Source organism: Flavobacterium sp. NG2, assembly GCF_034119845.1.
Lineage (GTDB): Bacteria > Bacteroidota > Bacteroidia > Flavobacteriales > Flavobacteriaceae > Flavobacterium.
In genome coordinates this window covers 2,379,080-2,401,175 of sequence record NZ_CP139420.1, presented here as the reverse complement: position 1 = coordinate 2,401,175, position 22,096 = coordinate 2,379,080, and the positions used below count along the sequence as shown (strand labels likewise).

Annotated in this window: 19 protein-coding genes; 14 read left to right on the top strand and 5 right to left on the bottom strand. The window is 34.4% G+C overall.

Annotated elements, in window-relative coordinates:
• The first annotated feature begins 82 nt into the window (after nt 1-82).
• From SLW70_RS09840 to SLW70_RS09815, 6 genes are all read left to right on the top strand, one after another.
• Entirely contained in the window at nt 83-634 is a 552-nt protein-coding gene (locus SLW70_RS09840) for a hypothetical protein (RefSeq protein WP_320888164.1), read from the top strand.
• Between the two features lie 4 nt (nt 635-638).
• Nucleotides 639-1,613, top strand: coding sequence for a YihY/virulence factor BrkB family protein (locus tag SLW70_RS09835; protein WP_320888163.1), 975 nt, complete (start codon nt 639-641; stop codon nt 1,611-1,613).
• Between the two features lie 358 nt (nt 1,614-1,971).
• Complete coding sequence (locus SLW70_RS09830) at nt 1,972-2,622, top strand: porin family protein (protein WP_320888162.1); 651 nt, start codon at nt 1,972-1,974, stop codon at nt 2,620-2,622.
• Between the two features lie 38 nt (nt 2,623-2,660).
• Nucleotides 2,661-2,813 carry a lmo0937 family membrane protein gene (locus SLW70_RS09825; RefSeq protein ID WP_320888160.1) on the top strand — a complete coding sequence of 51 codons (153 nt, stop codon included), beginning with the start codon at nt 2,661-2,663 and terminating at the stop codon, nt 2,811-2,813.
• Between the two features lie 23 nt (nt 2,814-2,836).
• Nucleotides 2,837-3,100: a YtxH domain-containing protein gene (locus SLW70_RS09820; RefSeq protein WP_320888158.1), complete on the top strand. Its 264-nt coding sequence runs from the start codon at nt 2,837-2,839 to the stop codon at nt 3,098-3,100.
• 58 nt (nt 3,101-3,158) lie between these two features.
• Entirely contained in the window at nt 3,159-3,815 is a 657-nt protein-coding gene (locus SLW70_RS09815; protein WP_320888156.1) for a DUF6565 domain-containing protein, read from the top strand.
• A gap of 80 nt (nt 3,816-3,895) precedes the next feature.
• Here SLW70_RS09815 and prfA read toward each other — a convergent pair whose 3' ends face one another.
• Nucleotides 3,896-4,972: a peptide chain release factor 1 gene (gene prfA, locus SLW70_RS09810; RefSeq protein ID WP_320891783.1), complete on the bottom strand. Its 1,077-nt coding sequence runs from the start codon at nt 4,970-4,972 to the stop codon at nt 3,896-3,898.
• 450 nt (nt 4,973-5,422) lie between these two features.
• On the opposite strand from prfA, the gene SLW70_RS09805 reads away from it, so the two are divergent.
• From SLW70_RS09805 to SLW70_RS09775, 7 genes are all read left to right on the top strand, one after another.
• Nucleotides 5,423-6,088 (top strand): hypothetical protein, encoded by a 666-nt coding sequence (locus SLW70_RS09805; protein ID WP_320888155.1) that lies wholly within the window; start codon nt 5,423-5,425, stop codon nt 6,086-6,088.
• Between the two features lie 342 nt (nt 6,089-6,430).
• Nucleotides 6,431-6,715 carry a DUF1905 domain-containing protein gene (locus SLW70_RS09800; protein ID WP_320888154.1) on the top strand — a complete coding sequence of 95 codons (285 nt, stop codon included), beginning with the start codon at nt 6,431-6,433 and terminating at the stop codon, nt 6,713-6,715.
• A 476-nt stretch (nt 6,716-7,191) separates the two neighbouring features.
• A complete protein-coding gene (locus SLW70_RS09795) occupies nt 7,192-7,800 on the top strand; it encodes a YkgJ family cysteine cluster protein (protein WP_320888153.1) in 609 nt (202 codons plus the stop codon).
• Between the two features lie 243 nt (nt 7,801-8,043).
• Nucleotides 8,044-8,544 carry a hypothetical protein gene (locus SLW70_RS09790; RefSeq protein WP_320888150.1) on the top strand — a complete coding sequence of 167 codons (501 nt, stop codon included), beginning with the start codon at nt 8,044-8,046 and terminating at the stop codon, nt 8,542-8,544.
• A 183-nt stretch (nt 8,545-8,727) separates the two neighbouring features.
• Nucleotides 8,728-9,213, top strand: coding sequence for a hypothetical protein (locus tag SLW70_RS09785; protein ID WP_320888148.1), 486 nt, complete (start codon nt 8,728-8,730; stop codon nt 9,211-9,213).
• A gap of 113 nt (nt 9,214-9,326) precedes the next feature.
• Nucleotides 9,327-11,654, top strand: a complete 2,328-nt coding sequence (locus tag SLW70_RS09780) for a DNA topoisomerase 3 (RefSeq protein WP_320888146.1) — start codon at nt 9,327-9,329, stop codon at nt 11,652-11,654.
• A 347-nt stretch (nt 11,655-12,001) separates the two neighbouring features.
• Entirely contained in the window at nt 12,002-12,484 is a 483-nt protein-coding gene (locus SLW70_RS09775) for a DUF6265 family protein (protein WP_320888145.1), read from the top strand.
• A gap of 703 nt (nt 12,485-13,187) precedes the next feature.
• On the opposite strand, the gene SLW70_RS09770 is transcribed toward SLW70_RS09775, so the two are convergent.
• From SLW70_RS09770 to SLW70_RS09755, 4 genes are all read right to left on the bottom strand, one after another.
• A complete protein-coding gene (locus SLW70_RS09770; RefSeq protein ID WP_320888144.1) occupies nt 13,188-14,624 on the bottom strand; it encodes an efflux transporter outer membrane subunit in 1,437 nt (478 codons plus the stop codon).
• Nucleotides 14,617-17,829 (bottom strand): efflux RND transporter permease subunit, encoded by a 3,213-nt coding sequence (locus SLW70_RS09765; protein ID WP_320888143.1) that lies wholly within the window; start codon nt 17,827-17,829, stop codon nt 14,617-14,619. The genes SLW70_RS09770 and SLW70_RS09765 overlap by 8 nt, the downstream gene beginning before the upstream one ends.
• Nucleotides 17,830-17,853: 24 nt before the next feature.
• Nucleotides 17,854-18,939, bottom strand: a complete 1,086-nt coding sequence (locus SLW70_RS09760) for an efflux RND transporter periplasmic adaptor subunit (protein WP_320888142.1) — start codon at nt 18,937-18,939, stop codon at nt 17,854-17,856.
• 169 nt (nt 18,940-19,108) lie between these two features.
• The gene (locus SLW70_RS09755; RefSeq protein WP_320888141.1) at nt 19,109-19,522 is read right to left on the bottom strand and encodes a hypothetical protein; all 414 of its coding nucleotides are present in this window, start codon (nt 19,520-19,522) and stop codon (nt 19,109-19,111) included.
• Between the two features lie 332 nt (nt 19,523-19,854).
• Here SLW70_RS09755 and SLW70_RS09750 point away from each other — a divergent pair, with 332 nt between their 5' ends.
• Nucleotides 19,855-22,077, top strand: a complete 2,223-nt coding sequence (locus SLW70_RS09750) for a TonB-dependent siderophore receptor (RefSeq protein WP_320888139.1) — start codon at nt 19,855-19,857, stop codon at nt 22,075-22,077.
• Nucleotides 22,078-22,096 lie beyond the last annotated feature (19 nt).

Genomic DNA, 22,096 nt, shown 5'->3' with positions numbered 1-22,096 from the left:
TCATGGTAATTATACAACCATATCGTAAAATATTATAATATAATCACTTATAATATACCGAAATTTGTAGGAAACTAAACTTATGAAAAATTTTCTACTCTTTCGGCTAACTCATTATACAATTTGCCTTATATTTATTATTGGCAGTTTAGTCTCTTGTAACAAAAAGGGGAAAGATTTTACTGAATCTATTTTTGGAACAACAACAGACGAAATTGAGTCTACTATTGATTTTAATTTGATTAATTACCTCAGCAAATCAAATACAAAAATAATTGATATCACTGCTCTTGCCGTTAAACATAGTAACGACAAAAACAAACGCCAACTCCTTTTAAAAATAAAAAGAGACCATCAAGACATTGAATTAGAATTAAAAGAACTAACCCAAAAAAACCTAATCATCGTTCCTAAATCAATTTACACATTAAATTCCAAAGCCGATTCATTACAGGGACAAAATGCGGAGGTGTATCTTTCACAATGGTTAATTAACGAAATTAAAAATCAGCTTTCCCAATTTGACAGTATTGAAACTACCTCAAAAAATACTGACTTTGTACAATTTGCAGTACGATCAAAACTAACCCTAAAGCAAAACATTATTGCTTTAAATACAAGTTTAAGTAAATGAAAATATGATGCTAACTAAATCCTATTTTATTTCATTACTACAAGTAATAAAACAAGCGTTTCAAGGATTTTTAGAACATAAAGTTTTAAAAATGAGTGCATCTCTTGCCTATACTACTATGTTCTCAATGGGGCCCTTACTTTTAGTTATCTTATACTTATCGGATTTATTTTTAGGCAGACAAGCTATAGAAGGAACTGTTTATAACCAAATAAAGAATTTTGTAGGACCATCAAGTGCCAAGCAAATTCAAACTATCATTGAAAACCTAACGCTCTCTAACGATGGAAATATTGCAGGACTCGTAGGTGTAATCACTTTATTGATAGGAGCCACTTCAGTATTTGCTGAAATTCAAGATTCCATCAATACCATTTGGGGAATTAAGCCGAAGAAAAAATCGGGCTTCTTATTATATCTCAGAGCTCGCCTGCTGTCCTTTGGAGTCATAGGTAGTTTTGGTTTTATCTTATTAGTTTCGTTAGGTGTATCAACAATCATGGACGCATTAAGCGAACGCTTTTTTTCACAATTTTCGGATCAGTTATTTTATATTATTTACACATTCAATAGCCTACTTACATTTACGATTATCTCGTTGCTTTTTGGTGCTATTTTTAAGATTTTACCCGATGCAAAAATCAAATGGAGACAAGTCAGACTAGCCTCTTTTACAACTGCCTTTTTGTTCATGATTGGTAAGTTTTTAATTTCCTTTTACATCGCCAACTCCAATATTCAAAACGTGTACGGCACGGCAGGTTCTTTTGTCATCTTAATGGTTTGGGTTTATTATTCCTCTGTAATCCTATATTTTGGTGCCGAATTTGCAAAAAGTTATGCAATACGGTTTTCAAGTCCTATCGTCCCTTCTGAATTTGCCGACTTGGTCCAGTCTATCGAAATCATTTCAGATGAACAAACATTGCAAAAAGCCGAAAAAAAATTCCAAGCAATCAAAAAAAATCAAAATACTTAATCGATTCACTATTGCTAATTTTAGAACCTAATTCGACTCCATTGTAATTGATAGTCATAATCAATTTCGATACTAGTTTTACGATTTTTGAATTCTGATTTTGTAATGGCAAATATTATTCGTATATTCAACCAACATGAATTTCTGCAATGATTTTCCATTTCACAATACCATAGTCCCAAAACTTTTTATCCAAAAACTAGTTTAACTTACCCTAAACAGTAAGCTTTGACTAAAGAGATTTTTGTCCAAATTTTATCAGAATGGAAATTCTATAAAACAACCAAAATATCATATAACATAAACGGCTGATATCTATTGCATCTTTGTAATGTAGGAATCAAAAAAAATTTATGTTATGAAAAACACAATTAAATCTTTAGCTCTTTTTGCTTTCTCGTTGGGAGCAGCAGTTACAACAGTCCATGGTCAAGTTAATAATGGCGAAGCTCAATTTGGTATTAAAGGAGGAGTTAACTTCTCTAATATGTACACGGAAGATGTTGACGACAACAATGTATTAACCAGTTTTAATGCTGGTATTTACGCCACATTGCCCATCAGCAAATTCATTGCCATACAACCAGAGGTGCTTTACAGTCGAAAAGGTTCTGAGTTAACTTATGACAACGTTTTTGCAGCAGGTAAAGCACAGTTTAAATTAAATTATATCGAAATGCCCATCTTAGTAAAAGCCAACTTGACTAAGAATCTTAACATTCACGCGGGACCTTATTTTGCCTATTTAGTGGATGCTCAAGTTAAGAACATTTCAGATGATGGAAGTTTCGACTTCGAAGACAATTTGAACAACGACGACTTCAACAAATTTGATGCTGGTCTATCAGCTGGAATTGGGCTAGACTTTGAAAATATCGGAATTGGAGCACGATACAACTATGGATTAACAACTGTAGGTAAAGAAAGAACTACTGCTGGAAACACTTATACTGTTCCAGATGGAAAAAACAGCAATGTTAGTTTATATATGACATTTAAACTAAACTAATAAAAGGTACTATCAACAAAATGTAAAAAATAGAAATCATGCAAAACTTATTGTATCTAATTGCAGTCATCTTGGTTATCTCATGGGCTCTGGGAGTCTTCGTGTATAGCGCAGGATCATTAATTCATATTTTATTAGTAATAGCTGTAATTGCTATTTTACTAAGGCTAATCAAAGGAAAAGGAATTTAATAATCATTTAAAAAATAAATAATATGAAAACAAGAAACACAATTTTAGGAGTTATTGGAGCAGCAGCAGTTGGAGCTGTATTAGGAATTTTATTTGCACCAGACAAAGGTTCAAAAACACGCAAAAAAATTATCAAAAAAACCGCCGAAACTACAGATGAAATAAAAGAAAAACTGGAACAGTTAAGCCAAACGGTATCTGAAAAATACAGCAGTTTTGCTAAAAATGGAGAAGAACTTTTCGAAAAAGGAAAAAACAAGTATGATAACATCAAAAATATCAATTAAGACTTGACTCCAAAAACATTTTCTCCCTATTCGATTAAAATCAATAAAATTTTATAAAATGGAAAAGAAAAAAGTCAAAATATCATTATTACTTATTGCTTCAGCTTTAATATTCACCGCTTGTAAAGATGAAAATCAAGAACAAGCTGAAAAAACTATTGAAAATTATGTTCATTACATTGATTCGATAACTAATGTAACTGAAGAGAAAGCAGCCGAAAATTGGGCTACTATTGAAAATGATTATACCCAATTAAAAATGGAAGCCGAAAGCGCTATCGCTCTTGCTACAGATAAAACTAAATTACAACCTGATTTTGAAAAGTCCTCTATGGATTATGAAGATTACAAAATGAAAGTAGTCGCTCATAATACAAAATCAAGTAAAACAGCAATGTATACTGCCTTATTGGGACCCGATTATGTTAATGATGACATGAAATTTGAATGGGTAAACAAAAACAACATTGTTGCTGTTTATGAAAATTTTGTAAACACTGTAAAAGAAAACAAAGACGCTTACTCTCGTGAAGATTGGGACGAAATCAAATTAGTTTATGAAGCCTTAGACAATCGAAAAAACACGGTTGAAAAAGAAGGCTTGACCAGCAAAGACAATATGAAAATTGCAGGACTGAAACTGAAATTTGCCCCAATGTACACTCTTAATAGAATGGGAGCTAAAGCCGATGAAAACGCAGAAGCAAAACAATAAAACCTGCAAAATACTACAGGGTACAGACAAAAAATGAGGTCTTTTATGACCTCATTTTTTTATATAATCAATTCTAAAAATTAGAATATTTCACTAGCATCTTTTAATTTCTCTGTATTGTTCACCAATTGTAATTCGTCAACAATCTTCTGGATATCACCATTCATGATATTCCCCAAATCATACAAAGTCAATCCTACACGGTGGTCAGTCACACGTCCTTGTGCGTAGTTGTACGTACGAATCTTAGCCGAACGGTCACCTGAACTTACTTGAGATGTACGTTTAGTAGCATCCTCAGCCTGCTTTTTAGCTAACTCTTGTTCGTACAAACGAGAACGCAATACAATAAACGCCTTGTCTTTATTCTTGTGTTGAGATTTTTGATCCTGACATTGCGCCACTAATCCCGTAGGAATATGTGTTAAACGTACCGCCGATTTAGTCGTATTTACCGATTGTCCACCAGGTCCTGACGAACAAAAGAAATCCACACGCACATCATTCATGTCAATTTGTACATCAAACTCTTCAGCTTCTGGCAAAACCATTACCGTTGCGGCAGATGTATGCACACGACCTTGCGTTTCCGTTTGAGGTACACGTTGTACACGGTGAACACCCGCTTCAAACTTCAAAGTACCATATACATCCTCACCTGTCACCTCAAAGATTACCTCTTTAAAACCTCCAGAAGTTCCTTCATTCATATCCACTACTGAGGTTCTCCAACCTCTATTTTCACAGTATTTAGTGTACATACGGAACAAATCACCAGCAAAAATACTTGCCTCATCTCCTCCCGTACCCGCGCGAATCTCCACCATCACGTTCTTAGCATCCTCAGGGTCTTTAGGTATCAACATAAACTTGATTTCCTCCTCTAGTTCTGGCAAGCGTTCCTTTGCTTCCTCTAGTTGCATCTTGGCCATTTCGGTCATATCCGCATCACTACCGTCAGCAATAATTTCGTTTGCTTCGTCAATATTCGCCATCAAGAGCACGTACTCGTCTCTTTTTTCGGCTAGTGCCTTCAGGTCTTTGTATTCTTTATTTAGTTGTACATAACGCTTTTGATCAGCAATTACATCCGGCTGAATAATCAAATCCGAAATCTCGTCAAAACGCTGTTTTACTATTTGAAGTCTATCTAACATACTATATATTCCTTTATTGGAGTGCAAAAATACAAAATTTCTATTCATATTCTCGCTTTCCTTTTCGCTATTTTTATTGAGATAAAACTCCAAATGAAATATAAATTCCAATTATAAAATTCCAAATTCCAAAACTGTGACTGAATACTACAAGCAGGTGCTCAATCCCATCATCCGTTTCAAGCTTTCCGTTTTCAAACCCTTTTTCTACGCGCTGGCAGGAGCTTCCTCTGGTCGCTCTGCCACCGCAAGAAAAAAGTGGTTCTCAACCGCAAAGGCTTTTCACTGCTACTGGGGCTAGGGGTTTTGTTCAAATAATTACAAATTGTGGTTTGCAGTAAAACTCAAAATTATAAAGAGCGTAATTTTGTAGGAAAAAATTATTTTTAGGACTAAGTATTTTCTTAATTAAATTATATATTTGGGAACAATAACATCTAAACAAAAATCATGATTACACCTAATAAAATAATACTGCTATTTTCTTTCATCCTAGTTTCATTTACTTCTTGTACGACACACAAGACAACATTAGCTAATGGCAAACAAATAGACAATCGTTTGGTTGGAGTTTGGCAAGGTTCTGAATATGACAAACAAAAAGCTGATTTAAAAAAAGAATGGATTATGGAACGCAATTTGGACGGAACCTTCACTTTAGATTTCAAAACTATATACAAAGGAAAAACAGATGGTTTTACCGAATCAGGAAATTGGTGGATAAAAGGCAATACATTTTACGAACACCATACCAATTCAGACAAAACAGACACCTATAAGTATACTGTACTAAATGATCAGCAAATTGAATTTAAAATGCTTAGCACCGAAATTGATTTTAATGATGCAAATTATACTTTCATTGATACTAAAGTTTCAAAGGAAACTCCTCAAAGTTCAAATGCTGATGGTTTGTCATTAGACACAGCTTTAAAAGTAAAAAGTATAAAAGAAGAATATGAATACGTACGAAATAAATGTGAAAATTGCCAAATGCTAGGACAAGCTCTTATACAACACAAAGGCAAGCCTTATGACAAATTAACATTAAAAAACACAAGTGGTCAAGAGGTATCCTACTTTTTCGACATCTCTTCCTTTTTTGGAAAATGGTAACAAATTTCAATAACCAAAGTATGTTTTACTTGCCTTCAAAAATCAATGGAAGCAATTTCTCAGCGAGAATTTACTCTTGAAAAAAGTAAATTTTAAAATATTCATTATAAAAGATATTTAACTCAATACGCTTAACTAGAAAAAACAGAAATACTAGAACCCGATAGCACGGAAACACTTTCCCTGCCCACACAGATTAGACACACAGACTTGAGCTACTTACGGAGATCACTCCTAGGTCGAGATGACAAGAATGCGAAATAATTTGTTGAAATTGGTAGCCAAGCGGAGCTTCACTCCGCATTCTATGATTAAAAACAAAAATAAATAAACCCAATATTCTTGAACGGCAAAATAAAATATGAGTTTTCAGAAAAACCATGGCAACATTCTTCGCCAGGTGGTTGGTATTTTGTTTCACTTCCAAAAGAAATGGCAAAAGAAATTAGATGTTCCCTAAAACTGGAAGAAGAAGGTTGGGGAAGACTTAAAGCAATAGCAAAAGTCGGTAAAACTGAGTGGAAAACTGCAATATGGTTTGATACGAAAGCAAACACTTATTTGTTGCCTTTAAAAGCTGAAATACGCAAAAAAGAAAATATTGAAATGACAAAGAAATACATTTAACTATATGGCTATGAGTACACTTATAAAAACTACTAAAAGCAAATTTGTTACTCTCGCTACACTGATACGTTCCCGTAAAGATTGGACAAACAGAACTTAAGCTACTTACGAAGTCTCTTCCTTCACCAGGTAGACAAAACTGTGGTCACGAGCTATTATGAAAATAAAATAGCTACAGAATAACAAACTTTACGAATTAAGGTTGTGATACCCTAATCGCTTTAAAAAAATTCATTAAAAAAACAACAAAATCGACGACCTATAGGGTAGCGGTATCCTTGTGGCCGCGGGTATTTATACCTCTACAAGACCTTTCAACAGAAAGTCCGTTACAGCATACAATAGGAACAGTCATTCCCGAAAAAGCGAAATGTCCTGCTCTTAGATATATCTTTAAAACAATGGCGGACTGCTATATCACAATTAAAACCCAATAAATCACTATTCCCTTTAATTAATGGTACATTACCAAAAAAATGAATATTGAGAGCAAGGTGCAACTGGTTGAAGAATTGTTTAAAAAACTAGAGGTAGAGATTCATCAGTTTCAAAAGGAAAGCCTTTTGCAATGCGTTGCTGGTTGTGGAAAATGCTGCTCTACGCCCAATATCGAAGCTTCTCCTTTAGAGTTCTTACCTTGGGCGTTTCATCTTTTTATTGAGGGTCAAGCCGAAAAAACATTAGACGAACTCAAACAAAACCCTAATCTTAGTTGCCATTTGTACCGCCCTTTGTCAACTGTGGATGCTACTAATGGAAAATGCTCCAACTACCAATATCGGGGGCTTATTTGCCGTCTCTTTGGTTACGGAGCGAGTAAAGATAAAGTTGGAAAATTGAGATTAGCAACTTGCAAAATCATCAAAGAAAACCAACAAGAATACTATCAAAAAACATCCAAAGCAATCAATAATGGGTTTTATGTACCTATTTTCTCTGACTATTATATGAATCTTTCTCAAATAGATTTTGTGTTAGGCAGAACAATGTTGCCAGTAAACCTAGCTTTGAAAAGAGCCATAGAAGAAGTCTTGCATTATTATGCCTATCGCCCATTTCCTAGCGGATTCAATAAAATTGCGTAATAAAAAACGCATATAAAGTTAACTAACATTCGTAAAAAGAATATAAATTAAGTTATTTATCTTAACTTTAATATAACTTATTGAATCAAAACCAAATAGCACATCGTAATAATAACACTAAAATATTATTTTTTAATAATTCAGAAATGTTATTATACTAATTACGTAATAATAAAAAAGTTATGTAAAGAAGACTAGTACTATAAATTAATGCAAAATGTTTAATACTCTAAATCTACTATTATGAGAATTATAGTATCTTTTTTGTTTTTCATAATGAATTTTATTTCGATGACTATTTCTGGTCAAGAAAAGAATTTATTTCTAGTTCACAACAAATCCAATAAAGTTTTAATCATCAAAAAAAATAGCGCAATCGTGCTAAAAACTATTGATGGACAAAAAACAAGGGGACAATTGACAGCCATTGATAGTATGAATCTATACCTTCAAACTAACAAAAAAATTATATCTAAAATACCGATTGAGAATATCGGACTATTAAAAAAAGATTTACTCAACAACAAGAAATGGACAGAACCATTTGCTTATACTATTACAATTGGGTTAATTTCCCTAATAATTACTCCTATAGTTTGGGCATTTGAAGGAAATAAAGAAGCACTAGGAACACTAGAGTTATCAGGAGCAATGGCTGCTATTTCAACTCCAGCACTACTAGTTTCTTTAAGTAAGAGAAAATTTAATATTGAAAAAGATTGGAGAATTGAAATTAGGGAATAACATCTATGGGCTATCCATCCCAAAAAAATATTTACATGCGTTATTCCTTATTAAAAACTACAAAATGATAACACTATTTTTAAAAATATCATTTCTCATTTTGATAATAAGTAGCAGTATTAGTTGTGCCACTTTTCCAAATAAAATAGTAAATAAAACATCATTAATAACCAAAATATTCATTTGTTAAATGGAAAATATACACTAAAAGAAATATCTAGAAGTTCACTTACTGATTCTACCTCTTTTTCTTTTAGCAAATCAGATGGTAATTATACCTTTTATAATGAAATAGACCGTAGCTTATCTAACTGGAACATTGGAAAAGAATTTGCAGAGAATTTTTACTTCAAATTATCAGTTTTAAACTCTAAAATCATTCATATAAACTATTATCATTCAGAAGTCGAAGAAAGTATCCGACAGCATACCCTAAAGTATAAATTAAATAAGAATGGTTATGTATATTTAAAAAATAGAAATTTCAAAATCATTGGGATACCTTATATATTTGGCGCTTTTTCTCTTAAGCGAAATAGAATTACTCTGAATGATGCCAATAATCTAGTTTTTGAAACTTCGGAATTTGTTAGCGGTGGTGTTGCTTTACTAATGGTTATACCTATTGGAAAGGAGAAGTACTTAAAAATTTATGAACGTAAAGAATAGCTATCCCTTAACAAAACGAAATGATAGCATAACTCGTTAATAAGTCCTGCTCGTTTCTGTTTAATACCAACTTATAAATTCCTAATTTGCACCTTCAAATTTAGTCAAAGAAAATGAAAGTCTGTATTGCCGAGAAACCAAGTGTAGCAAGAGAAATCGCATCTGTATTGGGTGCTAATACCAAGCACGATGGGTATTTTGAAGGCAATGGCTATGCAGTAACTTATACTTTTGGTCATTTATGCACCTTAAAAGAACCGAACGATTACAAATCGTATTGGAAAAGTTGGGACTTAAACAACTTACCCATGCTGCCTGAAAAATTTGAGACCAAAGTAGTAGAAAATTCAGGAATTCAAAAGCAGTTTAAAATCATCAAGGGATTATTCGATAAAGCCGAATTGGTCATTAACTGCGGGGATGCTGGACAAGAAGGAGAACTGATTCAGCGCTGGGTAATGAACGAAGCCAATTATAAAGGCGAAGTTCAACGTTTATGGATTTCGTCCCTTACTACCGAAGCTATTAAAGAAGGTTTTGAGAACTTGAAACCAGCCTCTAATTATGATAATCTATACTATGCTGGCTTTTCAAGAGCCATAGGCGACTGGTTGCTTGGGATGAATGCCACACGTTTGTACACCGTAAAACACGGTGGATACAAGCAGGTTTTGTCTATTGGTCGGGTACAAACGCCTACGTTGGCTATGGTGGTTGACCGTTTTAAGGAAATTGAAAATTTTAAACCACAACCCTATTGGGAATTACAAACCTTATATAGAGAAACCCTTTTTAGCTATGAAGAAGGTCGGTTTTTAAAAAAAGAAGACGGAGAACTCTTAGCTAATAAAGTCAAAGAAAGTGATTTCGAAATTGTATCCATCGACAAAAAGAACGGAAATGAATACGCTCCAAAACTCTTTGATTTAACAGGCTTACAAGTTTATTGCAATACTAAATTTGGCTTTTCGGCCGAAGAAACGCTAAAAATTGCCCAAACACTATACGAACAAAAAGTAGTGACCTACCCTAGAGTAGATACCACTTTTTTACCCAATGATATTTATCCTAAAGTACCTGGAATTCTGCAAAAATTGACTAATTATGCTGAATTAACCCAACCACTTTTGGGCAAAAAAATAAAAAAATCACCCAAGGTTTTTAATGACAAAAAAGTCACGGATCACCACGCTATTATTCCCACGGGAATTCAATCGAATTTGCAATACAACCAGCAACTGGTGTATGATATTATCGTAAAGCGTTTTATTGCTTCGTTTTATGATGATTGTTCGGTTGCCAATACCACTGTAATAGGTAAAGCTGCCGATGTACTTTTTAAAACTACAGGAAAAGTCATCTTGAAAAAAGGATGGCGCGTTGTATTTGATACTTCGACTCCGCTCAGTACAAACGCCAAGGAAAAAGAAGCCGACTTATTACCAAACTTTGTTATTGGTGAAAAAGGGCCACACCAACCTTCATTTCTAGAAAAAGAAACCAAACCACCCAATCAGTTTACGGAGGCAACCCTACTGCGTGCGATGGAAACCGCAGGTAAACAGGTCGATGACGAGGATTTACGTGAGTTAATGAAGGAAAACGGCATTGGTCGTCCTTCTACCCGAGCGAATATTATCGAAACCTTGTTCAAGCGTCAATACATTGTTAGAAACAAAAAACAGGTATTACCTACTCCTACTGGTATTCAGTTAATTGATACGATTCAGAATGACTTAATCAAATCAGCTGAATTGACAGGAACATGGGAAAAACAGTTGAAAGATATCGAAAAAGGCACCTATACGGCTGGTTTGTTCATCAATAACATGAAACGAATGGTCGATGCTTTGGTTTACGAAGTGCGAAGCGAAACCAAGCGTGCTAATATTTCACATGCCAGTAGCGTTCAACAACAAGAAGTCAAGGCAGAAAAAAAGAAAGCCGCAGGAATTACAGCCGAAAGCTGTCCGAAATGTAAGAAAGGAACATTAATCAAAGGGAAGTCCGCTTATGGCTGTAGTGGCTATAAAGAGGGGTGTACCATGGTTTTGCCTTTTGTATTTGCGGAGAAAAAAATATCCGAAAATCAATATTTGCGTTTGCTTCAAAAAGGTTCAACAGTCAATCTGAAAGACTTTAAAACCGAAGCAGGAACAGTAGAAGGTTTGTTGCGTTTTGATGAAGATTTCAAACTGGTTTTAGAGCCTAAAAAAGGGGCTACTCCTCCTCCTCCAACATCTACAAAGCCTAGCTCTGATGATTTGGCTTGTCCAAAATGTCAAAAGGGAATTGTGATTAAAGGAAAAACAGCTTATGGTTGTAGCGATTATAAATCTGGTTGCGATTTTAAAGTAACTTTTGAAGTTGTTAGAGAAAAAATCAATGGACAACAACCCACTAAAGAATTGGTGTACAGGATTTTGACGGATAATTTTTAAAATTAACAGAATTCTGATGCGGTTTCAAAATGCTGTTAAATTATAGCAATTAGGTATTGCGGTAAAAAGGCACTGTAGTGCCTCACCTATTTTACAGCAACAATAATCAAGCTTTCAGAAGAGGCACTGCAGTGCCTCTTTACATAACTTTAGATAGGGAATTAGTAAACATACTATTCAAAAAACAACCCTAACCGCAACAGAGATGTACTGTAGTGCATCTCCACATAAAGTCTCTCTACAAAGTAGGTCTCAGCAAAACATTTATCATTCAAAACAAAAATCCTTCTCTATTCTATTTTTTTATAATTTAGCCATTCAAATCAACCTTACAAAATCCCTGAAAAATGGTTCAAAAAATTACTCTTTTATTGCTTATTATTGCCTTAGTTTCTTGCAACAACAGCAATTCCAAATCAGACAAAGAATTAATTCAATCGGCACAAGGTTTATTGGGAACTTGGGAATATCAAGCTCCTGACGGAATTTTAGTAGAAAACTGGATTAAAGTCAACGATAGCACCTATAACGGAAGTTCGTTATTTATAAAAGGAAAAGATACTATTCATCAGGAGCGTATTGTTTTGCAACAGTTAGGAGAAAACTTAACATACAAAACACTTATCAAAGGACAAAACAACAATGAGCCCATCGTTTTTCTGTACAAAGAAACAGAAGAAAATAAATTGGTTTTCGAAAACACAAATAATGATTATCCGCAACTCATCAAATATACCGTTACAGTTCCTAACAAATTGACAGCGGAAATCTCAGGATTACAATTGAAAAAACCACATAGCGAAAAATATACTTTGGGTAAAAAAAACTAAAAAATAGCTAGAGTTTAAGCTTTAAACTCAAATAGCCACGAATTACATAATTACAGAATTAAATTCGTGAATTCGTGGCTTTCTTTCTTTTGTCTGCAAAAATATTCTAAGTCTGCTTGCTATTATTTCACGCAGATTTAGGAAATTTTCGCAGATTTTTTTGAACTAGATCAATCACTACTTTTTAAATTCGTGAATTCGTGGCTATAATTTATTTGGCACTAAAAACAATACTTTTTGATATACTTTTAACCCAAAATCCGCATTAGGATTTTATTATTTTTTTTTCACGCAGATTAGCCAGATTTACGCAGATTTTTTTTGAACTAGATCAATCACTACTTTTTAAATTCGTGAATTCGTGGCTATAATTTATTTGGCACTAAAAACAATACTTTTTGATATACTTTTAACCCAAAATCCGCATTAGGATTTTATTATTTTTTTTTCACGCAGATTAGCCAGATTTACGCAGATTTTAAGCTATAAAACTATTAAAAAAAAAACGTTGGGTGTAATTAGTTTTTGATGATTACACCCAACGCGTTATAAAAACCTGTGTATATCCGTTTTATCTGTGTTATCCGAGTTCCAATGCGCAATATAGGTTTAAGGTAGATAACCCCATAAAATCAAAAGAGGCTGCCTTTTCAGACAGCCCCTTTTCTCACAAGTAAACACAAAACAAATTAATTGCAATAAATTAATTCCATCCTCCTCCTAATGCTTTGTACACATCTACAAAAGCATTCATTTGTTGTTTTTTGGTTTCAATTAATTCAAATTTAGATTCCAAAGCATCACGCTGCGTGAGCAACACTTCCATATAATCAGCTCTGGCTGAACGAAACAAATCATTTGAAATCGTAATCGATTCGTTCAGTTTTTTAACCTGTTCGGCCTTTAGCGTATAGCTTTGCTCCATATTATTCATCTTAGCCAGCTGATTAGCCACCTCAACGTATGCATTTACAAGCGTTCTTTCATAGTTAAAAGCCGCTTGAATTTGTTTTGCATTAGCACTAATATAACTCGCTTTGATAGCATTTCTATTAATCAATGGCGCCACTAAATCGCCTGCAAAAGAATAAATCAACGACTCAGGTGTGTCTAACAAATACTTCGCATTAAACGCTTGATAACCAATACCAGCCGATATCCCTAAAGAAGGATAGAAACGGGCTTTAGCCACTTTAATATCTAATTTGGCTGCCATCAATTCCATTTCAGCTTGTTTGATATCGGGTCTGTTTTCTAATAATTGAGAAGGAATTCCCGCTTGAACTTTTGCAGGAGTTAAGTTCTCAAATGCTGAACGGTCTCTATCAATTGTTTGTGGAAAACGCCCTACCAAGAAATTGATTTTGTTCTCCGTCTCGGTAATTTGTTGCTGAATGTTGAACTGCAAACTTTTGGTATTCAAAACCTGCGCTTCAAAACGACGAACCGCTAATTCGGTTACACGAGCTGCCTCTTTTTGCAACCTTACAATCCCTAACGCATTGTTTTGAATTTCGATATTTTGCTTTACAATAGCTAACTGATTGTCTAAGGCTAATAATTCATAATACGAATTAGCAATCTCAGCAATCAAATTAGTCACTACAAAATTCCGACCTTCAACCGTAGCTAGATAATGACTCAAAGCCGATTTTTTGGCATTGTGTAATTTGTTCCAAATATCAATTTCCCAACTCGCCGAAAGACCAAATTTGTAGTCTTGTAACGGCTCTGGAGTTTCTTTTCCTGGCATGATTTCGGTAGTGGCTTCACTTGCACCTATATTGGTATAGCGTCCCACTTTGTCCACTCCTGCTCCTGCATTAAATCCTACGAAGGGTAAATATTCTCCTTTTCGAGCACGCACTTCGCTTCGGGCAATTTCAATTTCTTGCAAAGTGATATTCAGTTCCTGATTGTTCTTCAAAGCAGTATCAATCAAGTTTTCCAAATAACGATCTGTAAAATAGGCTTTCCATTGTAGTTTTGCCGTATTAGTCGAATCTTGAGAAACATTTGCGTAAGCACTTGGAACTGTTTTATTTTCTTCTTTAGAAACTACCGAAGGAACTTTACAACTCCCTAAACTTAATAATACGCAGGCAAAACCTGCGTATGTTATTTTCTGTATATTATTCATGATTTTTCTGTTCTTCGTTTTCTTCAGTTGTATTGAAATCATCTATATAATGAGTGAATCCTTCTGACAAGGTACCTTCCTCTTCTCCTTTAATTAATTTTCTACCATCTGCCAAAGAGCCAAAGATGTAGTACAATCCAGGAACGATTACGACTCCAAACACGGTTCCAAACAACATCCCTCCAAGTGCAGAACCTCCAATGGTGCGGTTACCAATAGCTCCCGCTCCTGAGGCTAAAATCAAAGGAATCAATCCGGCAATAAAGGCAAAGGAAGTCATCAAAATAGGTCTAAAACGAACCTTAGCGCCTTCAATAGCAGCTTCACGTATGCTTGCGCCTTGCGAACGTTTTAAAACGGCAAATTCCACAATCAATACGGCATTTTTACCTAAAAGTCCGACCAGCATGATGAGCCCAATTTGGGCATAAATATCATTTTGAAGTCCCAAAGCTTGTAGCCATACAAATGACCCCAGAAGTCCCACAGGAATCGAAAAGATTACGGCTAACGGAATAATAAAACTTTCGTATTGCGCTGCCAAAACAAAATAAACAAAGGCTAATACAATTAAGAAAATATACAAAGATTCATTTCCTCTTGCTGCTTCATCATAGGATAATCCTTCCCAAGCAATGTCATAATTCTTAGGTAAGGTTTTAGCAGCTACTTCTTGAATGGCTTTAATAGCATCAGCAGTGGTATAGCCTTCAGCAGGAAGTCCTTGAATAGCAGCCGAATTGTACATATTATAACGTGTAATCTCATTAGGTCCTTGTGTCTTTACGAGCTTCATAAATGCCGAATAAGGCACCATTTCTCCATGATCATTTTTTACAAAAAGATTTAAGATATCTGATGGAAGTCTACGAAATTTAGGGTCTGATTGTACATACACTTTAAAGAAACGCCCAAAACGGATAAATCCTTGTTCGTAGGTACTTCCAATCATAATGTTCAAGTTTTCCATCGCTTTTCCGATAGAAACTCCTTTTTGCATCGCTAAATCGTTATTAATCTCTAATTCATATTGAGGATAATTAGCTGCGAAGAAAGTAAACAAACCTGTTAATTCTTTACGCTTCCCTAATTCAGTCATAAAATCTTTGTTGATTTTATCAAATTCATGATAATCTGTGGTAGTAGTTTTATCTAACAAACGCATAGAAAAACCTCCTGAAGATCCAAATCCAGGAATAGCTGGTGGCTCAAAAAACTCGATTACCGCTCCCAGTCCTTTAGTTTTTCCTTCTAATTCCTCCATGATTTCCTTAACCGTATGCTCTCTTTTTGACCATTCTTTTAAGTTAATCAAACAAGTACCTGCATTAGACCCCCTACCTTCAGTCATAATCTCATAACCTGCTAATGAAGATACTGATTCGATTCCGTCAACTTCCTCACAAATTTTCTGCAATTTTCTTGCTACTTGATTGGTTGTTTCTAAGGTTGAACCTGGAGGAGTTTGAATGATACCATAAATAGTACCTTGGTCCTCACTAGGAATAAATCCAGAAGGTAAAATTTGGTTTTCAAAAAATATTCCCGCACAAAAGGCGATTAAGATTCCGAAAGTAAGCCATCTTCTGCTTACAATTGATTTTAATAAACGAACGTATTTCCCTGTCAATTTATCAAAAGTACGGTTGAAAGCATCCAGTGATTTCGTTAATATATTGCCTTTCTTTTCTTTACCATGTTCGTTTTTCAATAACATCGCACACAATACAGGAGTTAAGGTCAAGGCAATAACAGCCGAAATCACGATCGAACTCGCCATCGTAATCGAGAACTGTCGGTAAAAAGTACCTACTGGTCCAGACATAAAGGATATTGGCAAGAAAACCGAAACCATTACAGCAGTAATCGCGATAATTGCCCCACTTATTTCTCCAAGTACTAATTTCACTGCATGATAAGGCGTAATATGAGGATGTTCTTCAAACTTAGCATGAACGGCCTCGACGACGACAATCGCATCATCGACCACAATACCAATAGCGAGAACTAACGCAAATAAGGTTACCAAGTTAATCGAAAGTCCAAACAACTGAATAACAAAGAAAGCTCCAACTAAGGACACAGGAACGGCAATAATCGGAATTAAAGTCGAACGCCAATCTCCTAAGAATACAAATACTACTAAGGCTACAAGGATAAAAGCATCTCTTAAAGTATCTATTACTTGATCAATAGAAGCATCTAAGAACTGTGATACATCATAACTGATTTTATAGTCCATTCCCGGAGGAAAGGTCTCTTTCATTTCATCCAGTTTCTCCTTTACGGCATCAATTACATCACTAGCATTACTACCATAATTTTGTTTCAATACAATTGCGGCAGATGGATGACCATCTAAATTAGAATAGATATCAAAAAACTCACTACCTAATTCTACTTTTCCAATATCTTTTAAGTGAATACTTTGACCGTCAGCATTAGCACGGATAACTATATTCTCATATTCCTTTGGTTCACTAAACCTCCCTTTATATGTCAAAACATATTCTAACGACTGTGCTTCAATACCCGAACTCTGTCCTATACGTCCTGGACGCCCAATAATGCTTTGTTCTTGCATGGCTTCCATTACTTCATCGATAGAAACCTTATAAGCTCTCATACGATCAGGATTCAACCAAACACGCATTGCATAGGTTCTACTTCCTAAAATTTGGGTTCTAGCTACTCCTTTGATACGGTTGATTTCAGGAATCATTTTTACGTTGGCGTAGTTGTACAGGAATTTTTCATCCATGTTTTTATCTTTGGCATAAAGATTCACATACATCAACATACTAGGCTGAATAGGTGTAATTACCACCCCTTCACGCTGAACTAATTCAGGCAACAAAGGCATGACTTGATCGACCCTTGTCTTAACATTAATGACGGCCTGATTGGGGTCAGTACCAGGTTCAAAAATCATTCTAAGAGTTGCTTCTCCCGCACTGGTGGCATCAGTTGCCATATAACGCATTCCAGGAGTTCCGTTAATAGCGTTCTCTAAAGTAATCAGTGTGGATTTGACCAATACATCAGCACTTGCTCCCGGATAGGCAATAAAAATATTGACTGTTGTAGGAGCAATTTGCGGGAATTGTGATATAGGCAGCTGCTTGATAGCCAGCGAACCTATAAAAACAATCATAATCGAAATCACAATTGCAAAAACGGGTCTATGTATAAATTTACTAAACATTTTTTTCTATTTTTTGATATTCGATTACTCTGCGTACAGTTCTAAATGAGCTAAGACATACTGAGGTTTCTCTAATTTTACAGCAATTTTCTCATTTTCTTTCACAAGACGTAATCCTTCCAAAAGAATTCTATCATTAACTGATAAACCTTTTTTGATTACAAAAAGATGAGGCATTTCAGCAGCTATTTCGACCTCTCTTGATTTTACTTTGTTATCCTTGGTAATCACATACACATACTTTTTCTCCAAAACTTCAAAAGTGGCTTTCTGCGGAATTAAAAGTGCCTTTTTAAAAGGAATAGGCATTTCGATATTACCTGTTTCACCATGTCTAAGTAAACGCTTTGGATTAGGGAAAGTCGCTCTAAAAGAAATATTCCCCGTTTCATTATCAAAATCCGCTTCAATTGTTTCTACTACTCCCGATTGTTCAAATAGTTCGTTGTTAGCCATTTTAAGCCCCACTTTCATTTTATTTCCTTTGTTTGCATGAGTCTGATAATCTAAATATTCTGCCTCGGGAACATTATAGTATACCCACATCGAACTATTATCTGAAAGCTCTGTTAACAATTCCCCTTCATCTACTAAACTTCCGGGTCTTACATGGAAACGGTCAATAATACCGTCAAAAGGGGCTCTAATTTCTGTAAATTGTAAATGCACTTGACTCAAAGACATTTCTGCTTTGGCTTTAGCCAATTTAGCTTTGGCCATAGCCAATTCATTAGCCGAAACAACATTTCCATCCGCTAATTTTTTGGTGTTTTTGTATTCAATTTCAGCAAAATCAGCTTCGGCTTTTGACTTTTGTAATTCAGCTTCATATAAATTAGGCATGATTTTAAATAAGAGTTGCCCTTTTTTAACTGCTTGACCTTCGTCAACATATATTTTTTGTAAATACCCTCGTTCTTGAGCTCTCAATTCGATATGACGTATAGAATGAATTTGAGCAACGTACTCTTTAGTTAAAGTGGTATCTTTTATAATTGGGTTAGTAACTAAAAACTTAGTATGTTCCTCTTTTTCTTCTTCTTTGTTAGATTTACAGCTTGTATGGCACAACAAGGCACACAGGCTTGCGAGCATGAAAATTCTCTTCATAATAGTGTAGCTTTTTAAGGCAATAATGTTTATTTGTGATACTTAATAAGAAACTATTTTGCACAAAAGAATGCGTTCTCTAACTTGGTTAAAAACCAAAATAAAGAATCATTAATTCATAAAAAATGTGCAAAATTAGACCTAAGAATTGGCCTAAAATGAATTCAAATCATAACCGAAATACCTGAAAAACAACAAATATTTTGCAGGCTGTAAAATGATAAAAAAAGCTGTAGAATGGAGCTCTTTTTTTGAGATAACTCGTAAAGTCATTAGCAGATAAGCTCGAATAGAACGATGAAAAATAGTTATTGGAAACTATCACTTTCTTTGATGAAGTGATTTCTTCTTCTTCAACTTCGTTATCCGTAGCACGAAGTTTAATATTTCTATATTTATCTGGAGATTGACTTAATTGTAGTGTATTAAAACACCCCTTCAATGGAGTTTCATGTGTGATATTTTCATAACTCACAAAGGCTGAAGTCATTTTATCTAGGCAACTATGAGCGTATAGTTGTCCGTATCCGCTAAAAAGGATAACAAAAAATGGGAGAAAAAATTTTATTTTTAAATTCTTCATCAGCCGCGAAATTACATAAACATTATCAAATATGCCAAGTTCGTTATTGTAAAATACTGTTAAATGGTAATAAAGCCTATTTTTTTATGGATTTTAGCAATATATGCCCGAAAAAAATATAGTTTCCCATATACATAAAGTTAAATATTCACAATGATGGTTCTTTATAGGTAAAAAAAATATTTAACCATAATCAAATCCATTTAATTAATTATCAACACTTTAAAACTAAACTTACAATTATTATTTTTATTTATTCTAAATAAACTTTGCGTAATCAAAAATCAATTCTATTTTTGCGCTATTATTTTTAATAAATCTAAATAAAAACAATGAGAAATAAAGTACTAATTGTAACAATGGCCTTGGTTGGATTTGCAACACAAGCCCAAGAAATTGCCTCTAGCTCCATTTATCAAACTACAAATGATTTTGTAAGTATAGAAAATGATACTGTAAAAAATAAAAAAGGGGAAATTCTACGTGAAGTTTTCATTACCTGTAATAAGCAACGAAAACCTGTATCAGCATTACGTTCTGGTCTAAAACCTATGGATATACCTCAAAGTATTCAAATTATTGAAAGTAAAATTATAGGACAACAACAAGCTATAAGATTGAGTGAAGTTATTAAAAATGTAAATGGTGTATATGTAGGTTCTGCTCGTGGTGGCGCTCAAGAAACTTTTTGGTCTCGTGGTTACGATATGTCGGCAAATAATATGTTTAAAAATGGGTTCCGATTCACTAATGGTTCTTTACCAGAAGTATCTTCTCTTGAAAGAGTAGAAATTCTTAAGGGAAGCGCAGCCTTACTTTATGGAAATGTAGCACCTGGAGGAATTTTGAATATGGTTACAAAAACACCTTCATTTGAAAAAGGTGGTGAAATCAGCATGCAAACTGGAAGTTACGAGTTCTATAAACCATCAGTTGATATTTACGGCCCTTTGAATAAAAATATCGCATATCGTTTTGTAGGCTCTTATGAAAACTCCAAAAGTTTTAGAGATATTGTCGCAAGAGAGCGCTATTACATTAATCCTGCATTCTTATTCAAATTAAGTAACAAAACTGATATCACCTTACAAGGGGATTATCTTAACGATGATTGGACACCTGATTTTGGAACTGGTATCATTGGTAAAACAATTGTTGATATTCCGAGAAATACGTATTTAGGTGCTACTTGGTCTAATGGAAATACCAAACAAACCAGTGTTTCAGCTTTAATCAAGCATGAATTTAACAAAAATTGGATGTTAAACTTTAATTCATCATTCCAAGATTACAACCGAACATCAAAAGGAACAGAAAGAATTCAACCAAGTGCAAACGGTGATTGGAGTCGTCCATTAGGACAAAACAAAAATGAAGAACAAATCATTGGAGAACAACTAAGCCTACAAGGAAACTTTACTACAGGTACAATCAAACATCAAATTTTCACAGGGGTTGATTTAGAAAACTCTTTGGCGGATGCCTATACCTTTAAATTTAATCCAACCACTTACGGCAGTGGTAATATCTATGATTTTGAAAATTTTGACCAAGGAACTGGAATTCCTGATGCAACCAACACCAAAATTGTAAAAACCAATACCAACCGTTTTGGAATCTATGCCCAAGATTTAATCTCTCTAACGGAAAAATTCAAAATCTTAGCAGGTATTCGTTGGTCTTGGCAGGAATCTTTAGTTACTACAACTGATTTTACCATTACCCCTACTGTAATCACCGATGCCCCTATTCGAAACGATCAAGCATTTACGCCTAAACTAGGATTGGTGTACCAACCTAATCAAGATATTTCATTATTTGCGAGTTATGCCAACTCATTTACGCCTAACTCTGGTACTACTGTAGATTTAAAAGTAATAAAACCTTCAATCATTGACCAATATGAGATAGGTATCAAAAAAGATTTCTGGAGAGGTTTGTTGAGTACTAATCTGACTTTGTACCAAATCACCAACAGCAATCTAGCACAAATGGCTGAATTTAAGTCTGATGGATCGATAAACACGGACAGCACTATTAAAACACTTAGTGGTGCAACCAAAAGTAAGGGAGTTGAAGTTGATATAACGGCTTCTCCATTGGAGGGATTAGACATCATTGCTGGATATAGTTATAACGATATGCGTTATACTAAAACTTCAGGTCTAAATGGAAGTTTCATAGAGGGAGATCGCTTGGCCAGAACTCCTGCAAACACGGCGAATCTAAGTTTCTTTTATACCTTACCATCAGGAAAATTAAAAGGCTTAAAAATGGGTGCATTGGCTAGCTATATTGGAGACCGTGTTGGAGGATGGAACAACCAATTAATTATAAACGCTACTACTGGCGCGACCTCTATAAATGATCGAGAAATTCCAATTGAGGGCTACACTACAATTGACATTTCACTTGGGTATGATTGGAAAAAATTTACTTTCTTATGTAAATTATCTAACATCACTAACGAATTGAATTATACCGTACACGAAAACTACAGTGTTAACCCAATTGCTCCTAGACAATTTATAACTACTATTAAATACCAACTTTAATAAAATCTTTTTAAAATAG

Coding starts and splice junctions, on each gene's coding strand:
- SLW70_RS09840 (WP_320888164.1), top strand. CDS start 83: ATGAAAAATTTTCTACTCTTTCGGCTAACTCATTATACAATTTGCCTT.
- SLW70_RS09835 (WP_320888163.1), top strand. CDS start 639: ATGATGCTAACTAAATCCTATTTTATTTCATTACTACAAGTAATAAAA.
- SLW70_RS09830 (WP_320888162.1), top strand. CDS start 1,972: ATGAAAAACACAATTAAATCTTTAGCTCTTTTTGCTTTCTCGTTGGGA.
- SLW70_RS09825 (WP_320888160.1), top strand. CDS start 2,661: ATGCAAAACTTATTGTATCTAATTGCAGTCATCTTGGTTATCTCATGG.
- SLW70_RS09820 (WP_320888158.1), top strand. CDS start 2,837: ATGAAAACAAGAAACACAATTTTAGGAGTTATTGGAGCAGCAGCAGTT.
- SLW70_RS09815 (WP_320888156.1), top strand. CDS start 3,159: ATGGAAAAGAAAAAAGTCAAAATATCATTATTACTTATTGCTTCAGCT.
- prfA (WP_320891783.1), bottom strand. CDS start 4,972: ATGTTAGATAGACTTCAAATAGTAAAACAGCGTTTTGACGAGATTTCG.
- SLW70_RS09805 (WP_320888155.1), top strand. CDS start 5,423: ATGATTACACCTAATAAAATAATACTGCTATTTTCTTTCATCCTAGTT.
- SLW70_RS09795 (WP_320888153.1), top strand. CDS start 7,192: ATGAATATTGAGAGCAAGGTGCAACTGGTTGAAGAATTGTTTAAAAAA.
- SLW70_RS09790 (WP_320888150.1), top strand. CDS start 8,044: ATGAGAATTATAGTATCTTTTTTGTTTTTCATAATGAATTTTATTTCG.
- SLW70_RS09780 (WP_320888146.1), top strand. CDS start 9,327: ATGAAAGTCTGTATTGCCGAGAAACCAAGTGTAGCAAGAGAAATCGCA.
- SLW70_RS09775 (WP_320888145.1), top strand. CDS start 12,002: ATGGTTCAAAAAATTACTCTTTTATTGCTTATTATTGCCTTAGTTTCT.
- SLW70_RS09770 (WP_320888144.1), bottom strand. CDS start 14,624: ATGAATAATATACAGAAAATAACATACGCAGGTTTTGCCTGCGTATTA.
- SLW70_RS09765 (WP_320888143.1), bottom strand. CDS start 17,829: ATGTTTAGTAAATTTATACATAGACCCGTTTTTGCAATTGTGATTTCG.
- SLW70_RS09760 (WP_320888142.1), bottom strand. CDS start 18,939: ATGAAGAGAATTTTCATGCTCGCAAGCCTGTGTGCCTTGTTGTGCCAT.
- SLW70_RS09755 (WP_320888141.1), bottom strand. CDS start 19,522: ATGAAGAATTTAAAAATAAAATTTTTTCTCCCATTTTTTGTTATCCTT.
- SLW70_RS09750 (WP_320888139.1), top strand. CDS start 19,855: ATGAGAAATAAAGTACTAATTGTAACAATGGCCTTGGTTGGATTTGCA.